Below are 12,947 nucleotides of genomic sequence, written 5' to 3'. Positions count from 1 at the left end.
GCCCGGGGCCGTTCCGTTCATCGCCCGTCCCTCACTCCTCGGCCCCCGGCGCCGCCAGCGCCGTCTGGATGAGGGACGGCTTGCGGCGGACGATGTGGAGGGCCCGGCCCGGCGGGAGGACCCGGGGCTTCACGTTGCCGAAGACGTAGCCCTCGGACGGGGAGCAGGACATCAGGACGCCCGGGGTGTTGACCTCGTCCAGGCGCCGCAGGAGCTGGTCGTTGAGACCACGGCCGGCCCCCGTGGCCGAGCGGGCCACCACCACGTGGAGGCCCAACTCGTGGCCCAGGGCGAGGTGTTCGAAGAGCGGGGCGAAGGGGTGGTCCATGACCGTGCCGCCGCCGACCATGTCGTAGTCGTCGACGAGGACGAACAGGCGCGGGCCCGTCCACCAGTCGGCCTGGCGCATCCGGGCCGGGGTGATCTCCTGGCCCGGGACACGGGTGCGGAGAGCCTTGGCCGAGCCGCCCACCAGTTGCTTCAGCGCCTCCAGGGCCACCGCGTGGCCGAGGCGGTACTCCTCGGGGACCGCGTCGACCAGGCCGCGGCGGTAGTCGACGACGAGGATGCGGGCCTCGGCGGGGGAGTAGCGGGCGACGACCGAGTCCGCGACCAGCCGCAGCAGGTTGGTCTTGCCGCTCTCCGTGTCGCCGACGGCGACCAGGTGCGGGGTGCGGGAGAAGTCGTGCCAGACCGTGCCGAGGGTCTCCTCGTCCTGGCCGAGCGCGATCCTGAGGCTGACGCCGTCGCCGAGTTCGGGCTCGGGGAGTTCGGCGGCGGGCAGCCGGTGCGGGAGCATCCGGACCTGTGGGGCGCGCGGCCCGTGCCAGGCGGAGGCGATCCGGTCGACCAGGTCGGCGACGCCTTCGCTGAGCGTCTCCGGGTCGGTGGAGCCGTCACCGCGCGGCAGCGCAGACAGGAAGTGCAGTTTCGTCTCCACGGTCAGACCGCGGCCCGGGATCTGCGGTACGGCGCTCGCCTTGCGGATGTCCACGACGGAGTCCATCGTGTCGCCGAGCCGGAGTTCGAGCCGGGTCGCGGACTGGTCGCGGACCGGGGCGGTGAGTTCCAGCCAGCGGGCGGTCGCGACGATCAGGTGGATGCCGTAGTTGAGACCACTGGTGGCGATCTGGTTGAACGTCGGGATGAACTGGTCGAAGTTCTGCCGGACCGCCGACCAGCCGTCGATCACCAGGAAGACGTCGCCGTGCGGTTCGTCGGGGAACTCCCCGGCGGCCCGGCGCCGCCGGTAGGTGGACATCGAGTCGATGCCGTTGTCGAGGAAGAACTGCTCGCGCTGGGTGAGGACGGCGGTGACCTCGGCGACCGTGCGGCTGATCCGCTCGGTGTCGAGGCGGGCCGCGACCCCGCCGACGTGCGGCAGACCGGTCAGCTGGGACAGCGTGCCGCCGCCGAAGTCCAGGCAGTAGAACTGGACTTCGCGCGGGGTGTGGGTGAGCGCGAGCGCCATGATGAGGCTGCGCAGGACCGTGGACTTGCCGCTCTGCGAACCGCCCGCGACGGCGACATGGCCGCCGGCCGCGGCGAGGTCCACCACGAGCGGGTCACGCCGCTGGTCGAAGGGCTTGTCGACGAGGCCGACCGGCACCCGCAGCTTCCCGGCACCGGCCCAGCGGGACGCCGTCAGGCCGCGGTCGGGGTCCTCGCTGAGACCGCCGAGCAGCACGTCCAGCGGGGACGCGGTGTCCAGCGGCGGCAGCCATACCCGGTGGGCGGGCGGCCCGGAGTCGCGCAGCCGGTCCAGCGCCACCGCCAGCAGGCTCTCGGCGTTCTCCTCCGCCTCGGGCTCCGGCGCGATCGCGGCCGGCGCGGGAGCGCGCGGCACGATGTACCCGGTCGACCAGGGCACCACCTGCGTGGCGACCCGGGCCTGCGCGACGGCGCCGCCGCGCCTGCGGTACGGGCCCGAGACATAGGCGGCGCGGAACCGGGTGAGCGCCTCGATACCGGACTTGAGGTAGCCGCTGCCGGGCTGCGAGGGCAGCTCGTAGGCGTCGGGGACACCGAGGACACCCCGGGACTCCATCGCGGAGAAGGTGCGCAGACCGATCCGGTACGAGAGATGCGACTCCAGCTGGTGCATCCTGCCCTCGTCCAGGCGCTGGGAGGCGAGCAGCAGATGCACGCCCAGCGACCGGCCGAGGCGGCCGATCATCACGAACAGCTCCATGAACTCCCGGTGCGAGGCGAGGAGTTCGCTGAACTCGTCGACGACGACGAACAGGCTGGGCAGCGGGGCGAGAGCGGCACCGCCGGCCCGCGCCCGCTCGTACTCCAGGGCCGAGGTGTAGTTGCCCGCCGACCTCAACAGCTCCTGGCGGCGGATCAGTTCACCGTGCAGCGCGTCCTGCATGCGCTCCACCAGGGCGGCCTCGTCGGCGAGGTTGGTGATGACGGCGGAGGTGTGCGGGAGTTCGTCGAGACCGAGGAAGGTCGCGCCGCCCTTGAAGTCCACCAGGACGAAGTTGAGTGTTTCGGAGGAGTTCGTGAGCGCGAGACCCAGGACCAGGGTGCGCAGCAGCTCCGACTTGCCGGAACCGGTCGCGCCGATCAGCATGCCGTGCGGGCCCATGCCGCCCTGCGCGGACTCCTTGATGTCCAGCTCGACCGGCCGCCCGTCGGCGCCGACGGCCACCGGGACGCGAAGCCGGGCCGAGCCGGTGTGCCGCCGCCAGATCGTGTCGGGGTCGAGCCGGTGCAGGTCGGCGATGCCCAGCAGGGTCGTCAACTCGGTGTCGCTGGAGAGCGGTTCGACCGCGTCGGAGGAGAGGCTCATCCGGTACGGCGCGATCAGCCGGGCCAGCGACTCGGCGGCGACGGGACCCACCCGGTCGGGGCGGCCGAGCACCGTGGACTGCTCCTTGCGGCTGCGGTCGGTACGCACCAGGGAGACCGCGTCCGGTGCGACGTCGAGACGCAGGGTGGAGCGGCCCGGACGCCAGGTGAGGCTGTCGGAGAGGTCGAGGACGACGGCGTTGCGGTAGCCGGGGCCGTCGAAGCGGTGGCCCGCCGGGACGCTCGCGCCGTCCACGACGACGACCACCAGCGGCTCGTCACGGCCGGGCACGGCGTCCGGGTCGAACGCGGGCCGCTCGGAGAACTCGCTTCCGAGCTGGTCCTCCAGGTCGGTGAAGGCGGAGGCCACCATACGCAACGGGCCGGCGCCGTCGGTCTCTTGGGGGTGCTGGTTGTGCGGCAGCCACTTCACCCACTCCCACTCGGCCCGTACCTCGTCACCGGCGCAGACCGCGATCCACAGCTCCTCCGGCGGGTGGAACAGGGCGAGTTGGGCCAGCGCGGCGCGCAGCATCCCGCGCGCCGCGTCGTGGTCGCCGTGCACCAACACCCGTGACCAAGAGCGCAGATACAGCGCGATCGGCTGGCCCGGCACAGTGCTGTAGGCGCGGATGAAGCGCCGCAGAGCGTGCGCGCACAGCGGCTCCAGGTCCTCGACCGGCTTGCTGGAGACCGGAGTCAGCCGCATCGCGAGCTGCTGGTCGCCGACGGCTATCCGCACCTCGCCGAAGTCCTCGTCCTTGACCCGGCGCTCCCACAGCCGCGTGGTGCGCACCATGGTGCGCAGCACCCGGGGATCGGGATGCCGCCAGGCCAGGGCGAGCTGCTGCTCCACCACCGCCCGCTGCACCGTACGGCGGCTCTGCGCCAAGTAGCGCAGATAGTCACGGCGTTCACCGCGCAGCCGCTGCTTGCGGTCGCCGGCCTTCCGCATGACCTGGCCCACCATCATCGCACCGGCGGCCATCACCATCATGCCGAGCGCGATGTACATGAAGATGCCGCTGGACTGGCCGCCCGACCGCAGGAACAGCATCATCATCGAGACCGACATCATGGCCATCGGCAGATACGTCCACACCGCGGACGTGTCCGGGACGGTCTCCATGAGGGTCGGCGGTTCCTGGAGGACCAACTCGCCGGTCGGCATGTCGGGTCCGCGACGGCGGGCAGGGCGACGGAACAGGACCACGCTCAACGCTTAGGGCTCCTAACGGACTTCGCGTACCGCGGCGGCACGTGGGGGCGTGCACCGGAACCGGCCTCGGCACTGGCACGGTGGAAGATGCTGTCAACACCGCTCGTGGGGACTCCCGTTGACACGCGTCTCGGGGAGTATCAGTAGTGTGCACCCCGTCAACTCCGTACGTCCATGTCACCCCCCGCTTCACAGGGACCTCGTTCCCCCCACCCCCGCACGCCGCGCCGCGTGCCCCCGTTTCGATGTCCAGGAGACGTGAGCCCCGGTATGACCGACACTTCCGTGACCGGACTGTGCCACCTGACGGTGCGTGCCCCGGCCCGCACCATCGACCTCGCCGTGCCGTCCGACGTGCCGGTCGCCGACCTGCTGCCCACGGTGCTGCGCTACGCGGGGGAGGAGGCCGAGGAGACCGGTCTCGATCACGACGGCTGGATCCTCCAGCGACTCGGCGGCCGGCCCCTCGACGAGGAGGCGACCCTCGCCTCCCTCGGGCTGACCGACGGCGAGGCGCTCCATCTCAGGCCGCGCACCGAGGCGTTGCCCGAGGTACGCATCGACGACCTGGTCGACGGCATCGCCGCGGTCACCCGGGACCGGCTGCACGGCTGGAGCCCCGAGGCGGCCCGCCGTCTGCTGCGCGGACTGCTCGCCGTGGCGGTCCTCACCGGCCTGGTCCTGCTGGCCCTGCCGGGCGCCCCGGCGTCACTGCGCGCGGCCACCGCCGTGGGAACCGGTCTGCTGCTGCTGGCCGGTGCCGCCTCCGCGAGCCGGGCCGTGGACGATCCGGCGACCGGTGTGATCCTGGGCCTGCTGGCGTCTCCGGCACTGGCGCTCGCGGGCTGGCTGGTGCCGGGCGGTGAGCTGAGCGGGCCGCAGGCCCACCAGGTGCTCGGGGCACGGCTGTTGGGGGCGGCGGCGGCCTGGGCGGGCGGCGCGGTCCTCGCCCTCGCGGCCTCCGCGGCCCGCACCCCGCTCTTCCTCGCCTCGGCGCTTGTGGCGTTGGCCACAGCGGTCGGCGGTGTCCTGATGACGGTCTTCGACGTACGCGTGGCGGCCGCCGCCGGTGTGGTCGCGGCGCTCACCGTGCTGCTCGGCGGTCTGGTGCCGTCGCTGTCGTTCAAGTTCGCCGGGATACGCATGCCCGCGCTGCCCACCAACGCCGAGCAGCTCCAGGAGGGCATCGAGCCCTACCGGGGCAACGATGTCGCCGTGCGCACCGAACTGGCCGGCGAGTGGATGACCGCCCTGTACGGAGCGACCGGCGTGCTCTCCTCGGCCTGCCTGGTGGCGCTGGCCCGCCGCCCGAGCCTGCCCGCGCTGCTGGTCGCGCTGGTCCTGTCGCTGCTGCTGCTCCTGCACGGCCGGGGCCTGGTGAACACCGCGCAGCGGCTGGTGCTGGTGCTGCCCGGCGCGTGGGGTCTGCTGCTGCTCTCGTTCGGCTGGGGGCTGCGGCTGTCCGGCACCGAACGGACGCTGCTGGTCGCGGGCCTGCTCGCGGTGGCGGCGGCGCTCACGGTCGCGGTGTGGACCGTACCGGGACGGCGTCTGGTCCCGTACTGGGGGCGCGCGGCGGAGATCCTGCACTCGCTGCTGGCGATCGCGCTGCTGCCGCTGACCCTGTGGCTGCTGGGCGTCTTCGGCACCCTCCGCGGCCTCTTCGGCTGACCGCCCGCCAGGGCCGACCCGACCAGAACCTGAACGACCGAGCAGGAGGAAAGCGTGCGGTCGAAGCGCGACCAGGTGCAAGCGCACACGTTCATGATGGGCCGCCTGACCTCGGGCATGCTGCTCGCCGACCCGGACGCCCCGGAGAGCCCGCTGGGCCGTACCACCCGGGGTGCCCTGGTCGGCGTGATCGTCGGCGTGCTGTTCAGCGCGGGTGCGCTGGTGTTCGGCCTGCTCAGGCCGGGCGGCAACGACGCCTGGCGCAGCGGCGACACCCTGATCGTCAACAAGGACACCGGCGCCCGCTACCTGTACGCCGACGGCAGGCTGCGCCCGGTGCGCAACTACGCCTCTGCGGTGCTGATCGGCGGCGCCGATCTGAAGACCACGTCGGTCGGCTCGAAGTCGCTGGCGGGCACCCCGGTCGGCCGCCCGGTCGGCATCACCGGCGCCCCCGACTCCGTACCGGGCGCGAGTGATCTGGAGACCTCGCCGTGGGAGGTCTGCTCGACGGGCTCCGGCGCGCAGACGACCCTCGTGCCGGGCGCCCCGGTCGAGACGGACTCGGTCGGCGCGAAGTCGGCGCTGGTCGTCAAGGGCCCTGACAAGCGCACCTACTTGGTGTGGCAGGGCAGCCGACTGGAGCTGGACGAGGACTCGGGCGCGGCGGAGTCCCTCGGCTACGCGCCGGTGACCCCCCGCCCGGTGTCCGCCGCCTTCCTGGACGCCCTGGTGACCGGCCCCGACCTCGCCACCCCGAAGGTCGACGGCCGTGGCACGGCAGGACCCGAACTCGGCGGTCGGGCCACCCGCATCGGCCAGGTGTTCCGCGTCGTGGCGGGCTCCGGCAACCAGGAGTACCTGCTCCAGAAGGACGGCCTGCACCCGGTCACGGACACCCAGTCCGCACTGCTGCTGGGCGACCCGGACACCCGCAAGAAGGCCTACGACGGCGGGGCTCCCAATGTCGTCACCATCGACGTGTCCGACCTGCGCGCCCACCAGGCACCGGGCTCGGCGGGCACCGACCCGTCGGTCGCCGGGCTGCCGGACACTCCGCCGAGCGCGCTGTCCCTGCCCGCAGGCGAGTCCGTGTGCGCGCAGGTCGACCCGGCCGACGGGCAGGTGCGGGTGACGTCGGTACGGGTCGCGGAGTCCGCGCTGTTCCCGGCGGCCCAGGCCGACCCGACGGCGCTGACCGCGGCCTGCGTGAACGTGGACCGGGTGGTGGCACGGCCCGGACACGGTGCGCTGGTACGGGCGTTGGGCGCGGCCGGGGGCACGGTCGGCGACACCACGTTCCTGATCGGCGACGACGGCGTGAAGTACCGCATCCCGGACGCGAACGCGCTGGCCGCCCTCGGTTACGACGGAGCCACGCCCGTGAAGGTGCCGTCCACGCTGCTGTCGATGCTGCCGACCGGCCCCGAACTCAGTGCCCAGGCGGCCTCGTCGGACTCGGGCACGGCACCCGGGGCGCCGGGCGGAGCGGCGGCGCAGTGCGGCACCGGGGCCGGCTCCGGGACCGGCGCGGGCCCCGGCGGAGCCATCGGCGCCAAGCTTCCCGCGATCGCCGGGGGCGCCCCGGGGGGCGGCAAGGGGAGCGCGTCCGGTGCCTCGAACTGACGAAATCACGCCGATGGAGATCGTGTTCACGCCAAACCTGATCCGGGTCAGAACCGGGGTCCGCGGAACAACGTGTTCCGGTCAAGTTGCTTACCTGTAAAAGGCGTTGAACGGAAGTGGTAGGCAACCTCAGATCTACCTCAGTTCGTTGCCAGCGCAACTTCCGTCAACCTAGGCTCACTTGTACTCGTACTGTAGATCGACTTATGAAAGGTGGGACGATGGCTGGAGATGGCCAGCAGTCAAGCGAAGGTTCGACCCGGAACGGAATCCAGGCCCTGGAGAGCGCCTTCAGCGGCATCGTGAAGATCCGTCAGGACGTCGACAGCACCCGTTCCACCCTGGGCAGCGGCTACCAGGGCAGCGACGGCGGCCAGTACGGCCAGCTCCTCGCGCAGTGGGACAGCCAATGCAACGTCATCCTCAAGAACCTCGAGGACGTCATCGACCGGCTGAACCAGAGCCTCGTGGAACACAACAAGACCCAGGGTTCCTCGAACGACTCCATCAACCAGGCGTACAACGCGGCGCAGTCGGCCTTCGACCAGCTCGCCGGCTGACCTCGCGGTCACGTCCGATCCCCACATCGCGCAAGACCCATCGCGCAAGACCCATCGCGTAAGAGAGGCAAGCTGTGGCAGACAACCTGTCCGACGGTGTCATCTACGTCAGCTACAACCACATGTCGAACGCCGCGGACGACATGGTGGCGCAGACCAAGGCGATCGCGCAGACGCTCTCCAACCTTGAGGCGGAGCTCAGCGAGCTCTCCAAGACCTGGTACGGCAACGACGCCGACACCTACCGCCAGAAGCAGGCGGCCTGGGACGGCGCCGTGCAGAACATGGAGACGCTGCTCACCTCGCACTCGCAGCTCCTCAACGAGATCTCGAACAGCTACAAGTACAGCGAGAACTCGCTGAGCCAGATGTGGTCCGAGGTCACCATCGGCCGCTGAGCCGGCCGGCTCCCGCCGCACCGGCCGGTCCCCTCGTGGTCGGTGCGGTCCAGGCTCCTTCCCGTTCCGTCGCCGCGCCGTACGCCAGGGTCGGCGCGTTCCGCCCGCGGAGGCACCCATGGCAGACCTGACCCACCTCGACTCGACCGCGCTGAAGAACTTCAAGAACACCGACGTCGCCGACTTCATCAGCGATCTGGTGGCCATCCGCAAGGACAACGCGGGTGTCCGGTCCCTGAAGAACCTCCTCGCGGAGACCGGTGAGGGCTCGGCCGCCGGCCTCGCCAAGATCCTCCGGATCGGCCTGATGAACGGCGGCGACAGCAAGGACCCGGTCGGCGGCGGCACGCTCGTGGAATCCCTCAAGACGCAGGCGAAGGCCCTGGACAAGATCCTCACCGGCCAGAAGACGCTCTTCGACGACATCGACAGCGCCCTGGACGAGACGATCACCACTCTGCTGAAGACCCAGGGCGACAGCCTCGAATCGATCGACGGCGAGAAGCTGCTCGACATCTTCGACACCGTCGACGGCGAGATGAGCGGCAGCGACTCCACGACCACCTGACCCGGCGCGCGCGCCCGGCCGGCTCCTCCTGAGCCGCAGGCCGGGCGCCGCGCTTCTCCCACCCCGTCCCCGCCCCCACATTCCCAGCAGGGGAGTTCCGCCCCATGGCCGAAAGCACCACCTCCGGGACCGCCAACTACGACCCGGACGACTACTTCGCACAGGCCGTCACCGACTTCACCGGCTACACGCTCCCGGCCCGGTCCACCCTGTTCGACAAGCTGAGCAGTTCGAGCAACGACGACTTCGGCAACCTCAAGCTGTTCCGGATGGACATCCAGGGCATCGACATGAGGTCGGTGACCGCGGCCGACTACTCGGCGATCGGCGGCTGGCAGGTCAACAAGGGCGAGGACTACGACCTGGCCTTCTACGACGCCGGCGGGGACGGCGCGCACAACAGCGTGAAGATGAAGAAGGCCCGCATCGTGATGATCGGCGTCACCGTCGACGAGAACGGCCGGGCCACGCTGTGGAGCGGCGGCGAGGTCACCGGCGGCGGCGCGTTCGAGGGCTCGTACTCGCATGTCCAGTGGGACTCGGGGCCGATGGCGCAGTACATCTCCGGCAGCAAGCTGGTCCTCGACCATCTGCTGGCGTCGCCGTACTCGACGCAGGGCTTCTCCTACAGCGGGCTGTCGGTCATCGACGACAACGCCGTCGACATGCTCTCCTTCGAGAACACCGGGCAGTCCTTCGACCGGGTGGTGCAGTTCTTCAAGGACCACTCGGACATCGTCGACAAGTGGATGACCTCGCTCGGCGAGGACCAGGCGTCCTGGAAGGGCAAGGCTGCCAGCCTCTTCTGGCATCTGCTGAAAGAGCTGAAGACCAACTACAACGGCTACGTCTCGCAGTTGGGCGGCAGCGACTACACACCGACCAACACCACCCTCGGCGGCTACGTCCCGAAGTCCAAGCTGAGCGACGCGCTGGCCGCCGCGCAGACGGCCCTGAAGGACGCGATCACCTCGCTGCAGGCCGCGTGGACCGACTGGGCGTCGGACGGCCAGCACGACCCGCACTACCACGTGAAGAAGATCCTCGACGAGATCAGTCAGTGGGTCATCAACAACAACATCAACCACGTGCTGTCGTCGCAGCACTCCACGTACAGCCAGTACGGCGGCGGCACCTACACCTCCTACTCGACCGACGCCAACTTCAAGCAGTCGGTGCCCGACTACGGCGACCTCACCCAGCACACGACCTGGCAGAAGGTCGCCGACGCGGCCGTCAAGAGCTGGTCCGACCACGCGGACGCCAAGCTCAAGCAGCCGTCCATCGACGCGCTCAGCGCGGTGAAGAACGCCTGGGCCGACGTCCAGGACGCCTTCGACCAAGAGGTCACGAACAAGAACAACGAGACGCTCTCCGAGGTCCTCCAGAAGGAGGAGAACGAGATCGCCGAGCAGGAGGCGAAGGAGAACAGCGACAACCTCAACAACAGCCTGAACAACCTCGGCGACAACCTCAACAACCTCGGCGACAACTTCAACAACCTCAACGACAACCTGAACGACAACCTCAACAACCTGGGGGACAACCTCAACAACCTCAACGACGGCCTGAACGACAACCTGAACAACCTCGGCGACAACTTCAACAACCTGAACGACAACCTGAACGACGACCTCAACAACATCGGTGACGGGCTCAACGACAGCCTCGGCAACCTGGACGACAACCTCAGCAACAGCCTGAACAACGTCGGCAACGGCCTCGACGACCTCAACAACCTCAACACCGACAACCTGCTGAACAACGACAGCACGAACGGCAACGACCCGACGCAGCTCGCCAACTCCCTCCTGAACGGCGGCGGCCTCAGCCCGAACTCGCTCCTGACGAACAACGACCCCACCAAGAACGGCTCGACCACGCTGAACTCCCCGACCGGAGGCGAGACCCAGCTCAACGGCGACGGCAGCCTCACCACGACGTTCCCGGACGGTTCGACCCAGACCATCGACCCCTCGACCGGCCTGGTGACCACCACGAACCCGGACGGCACCACCTCGGTCTCCCAGCTCAACCCGGGCACCACCATCACCAACCCGGACGGCTCGACGACCACGCTGAACAACGACGGCACGCTGACCACCAAGTTCCCGGACGGCACCAGCCAGACCCTCAACCCGGACACCGGCCAGGTCACCACCACCAACCCGGACGGCAGCGTCAGCACCGCGACGCTCAACCCGACCGACGGCTCCTTCACCACCCCGGACGGCTCGACGGCCCAGCTCAACGCCGACGGCTCGGTGACCACGAAGTTCCCGGACGGCTCCACCGAGACCCTCAACCCGGACACCGGCCAGATCTCGGTCACCGACCCCTCGGGCCACGTCACCACCTCGCACCTCGACCCCGGTGACACCTTCACCAACCCGGACGGCTCGACGACCACGCTGAACAACGACGGCACGCTGACCACCAAGTTCCCGGACGGCTCCAGCCAGACCCTGAACCCGGACACCGGCCAGCTCACCACCACCGACCCGTCGGGCCACACGACCACCACCGACATCGACGGCAGCCAGCTCCCCTCGTCCTCGATCGACACCAGCGGCCTCAACGGCAACGGCATCGACACCAGCGGCATCGACACGAGCGGCCTGAACAACAACGGCAGCAGCCTCGACACCAGTGGCCTGAACAACGGCGGCGGTCTCGACACCAGCAGCCTCAACGGCGGTGGTCTCAACACCACCGGCAGCGGCCTCGATTCGGGCCTGGACAGCGGCTACGACGACTACGACAGCACCCCCTACACCGGCGGCGCGCTCCGCTCCGACGCCCTAGACGGCACCGCGCTCAACGCCTCCACCGCGGCACAGTCGTCCAGCGGCACCCCGCTCAACCCGATGGGGATGGGAGGTATGGGAGGCATGGGCGGCGGCGGTATGGGAGGCGGCGGACAGGGCGGCGGCACCAGCGAACGCACCCGCGCCGTCCTCACCGACCCGTCCAACGGCACCACCCGGCGCGGCCGGGGCAACCGGGCGGCCTCCGTCGACGAGGACGAGGACGTCGTGTACACCCGGCCCACCACCTCCAGCGCCCCCTACCCGGTGGGCGGCCCCGGCAGCAACGGCGCCGGACAGAACGGCCGCTCCACCGAGAGCGGCGACCGCGCCCGCGAGGCCTGGCTCACCGAGGACGAGGACGTCTGGGGCACCGACGAGGGTGGCGCCCCGGCGGTGATCGGCCGATGACGGGACGCGTACGAACGGTGAACGGCGGCCCGCACCACGGCCGTCGAGGAGGCACGAAGTGAACAGCAGCGAGTCGATCGAGCAGCGGCTGGCCAAGGCCGTGGCCGAACTGGAGGCCACCGAGGCCGCCGTGGCCCGCGCGGAGGGCGAACTCGCCCACGCCGAGGCCACGGTGCGCTCCGCGGACCGCGCGGTCGAGGTGACCGTCTCCGCACAGGGCGACCTGCGCGCGCTGACCTTCCTCGACGACAAGTACCGCACCATGCCCGCCGGTCAGCTCGCCGCGAGCGTGCTGGAGGCGGTCCAGGAGGCCCGGGCGCGGATGGCCCGGCACGTCATGGCCACCTTCGAGCCCTTCACCAAGGCCAACCCCGAGGCACCCGAGATCACCGGCTTCGACATCGACTGGAACAAGATCTTCGGGCCCGGTGTACTGGAGGGCCCCAAGGGCGGCCGACGGCGCGGGGCCGGCCGGCTCCGCGACGAGATCAGCGAAGACCCCGAGGACTGAGGACACGATGGGAAACGCCTACTCCGCCAGCCCGGCCGCGCTCATCGCCGGCACCCGGCAGATCGAGCAGATCAGCAGGCTGGCCAACGAGATGATCAGCGAGTTCATCACCGACGTCTCGGCCACCTCCGGGTGGCCCGGACACGACGACAGCTACGCCAAGCAGATGCTGCCGCAGGAGAAGGAGCAGCGCGAGGGCACCATCACGACCGGCTCCGCCCTGTCCGAGGCGATCGTCGGCGTCGGTGACGGCACCCTCGCCAACCTCAAGAGCGTGGTCGGCACGCAGAACGGCGTCCTCGGCGCCATCCACGACTCCGACATCAACTCGGGCGACACCAACGGTGGTTCGCACGGTGGAAAGCACTGACGCAGCGGAT

At 70.2% G+C, this 12,947-nt stretch carries 9 protein-coding genes; 8 read left to right on the top strand and 1 reads right to left on the bottom strand.

What is annotated here, in order from left to right:
• Window positions 1-31: 31 nt before the first annotated feature.
• Complete coding sequence (gene eccCa / locus MB828_RS15300; protein ID WP_301648634.1) at window positions 32-3,967, bottom strand: type VII secretion protein EccCa; 3,936 nt, start codon at window positions 3,965-3,967, stop codon at window positions 32-34.
• A 318-nt stretch (window positions 3,968-4,285) separates the two neighbouring features.
• On the opposite strand from eccCa, the gene eccD reads away from it, so the two are divergent.
• The 8 genes from eccD to MB828_RS15260 all read left to right on the top strand — a co-directional run bounded on the left by eccD (window position 4,286) and on the right by MB828_RS15260 (window position 12,937).
• Window positions 4,286-5,686 carry a type VII secretion integral membrane protein EccD gene (eccD, locus tag MB828_RS15295; RefSeq protein WP_301648633.1) on the top strand — a complete coding sequence of 467 codons (1,401 nt, stop codon included), beginning with the start codon at window positions 4,286-4,288 and terminating at the stop codon, window positions 5,684-5,686.
• A gap of 54 nt (window positions 5,687-5,740) precedes the next feature.
• Complete coding sequence (gene eccB / locus MB828_RS15290; RefSeq protein WP_301648632.1) at window positions 5,741-7,312, top strand: type VII secretion protein EccB; 1,572 nt, start codon at window positions 5,741-5,743, stop codon at window positions 7,310-7,312.
• A gap of 221 nt (window positions 7,313-7,533) precedes the next feature.
• Window positions 7,534-7,872, top strand: a complete 339-nt coding sequence (locus MB828_RS15285) for a hypothetical protein (RefSeq protein WP_133027747.1) — start codon at window positions 7,534-7,536, stop codon at window positions 7,870-7,872.
• Window positions 7,873-7,946: 74 nt separating this feature from the next.
• Window positions 7,947-8,270, top strand: a complete 324-nt coding sequence (locus tag MB828_RS15280; RefSeq protein ID WP_133027746.1) for a WXG100 family type VII secretion target — start codon at window positions 7,947-7,949, stop codon at window positions 8,268-8,270.
• A gap of 118 nt (window positions 8,271-8,388) precedes the next feature.
• Window positions 8,389-8,838 (top strand): type VII secretion system-associated protein, encoded by a 450-nt coding sequence (locus MB828_RS15275; protein WP_133027744.1) that lies wholly within the window; start codon window positions 8,389-8,391, stop codon window positions 8,836-8,838.
• Window positions 8,839-8,942: 104 nt separating this feature from the next.
• Window positions 8,943-12,056, top strand: a complete 3,114-nt coding sequence (locus MB828_RS15270) for an AAWKG family protein (RefSeq protein WP_301648631.1) — start codon at window positions 8,943-8,945, stop codon at window positions 12,054-12,056.
• A gap of 58 nt (window positions 12,057-12,114) precedes the next feature.
• Window positions 12,115-12,567, top strand: a complete 453-nt coding sequence (locus MB828_RS15265; protein ID WP_301648630.1) for a YbaB/EbfC family nucleoid-associated protein — start codon at window positions 12,115-12,117, stop codon at window positions 12,565-12,567.
• A gap of 7 nt (window positions 12,568-12,574) precedes the next feature.
• A complete protein-coding gene (locus MB828_RS15260) occupies window positions 12,575-12,937 on the top strand; it encodes a hypothetical protein (RefSeq protein WP_301648629.1) in 363 nt (120 codons plus the stop codon).
• Window positions 12,938-12,947 lie beyond the last annotated feature (10 nt).

It is taken from the genome of Streptomyces arenae (assembly GCF_022343545.1).
GTDB lineage: Bacteria > Actinomycetota > Actinomycetes > Streptomycetales > Streptomycetaceae > Streptomyces > Streptomyces humi.
This window is presented reverse-complemented; position numbering and strand designations above follow the sequence as displayed.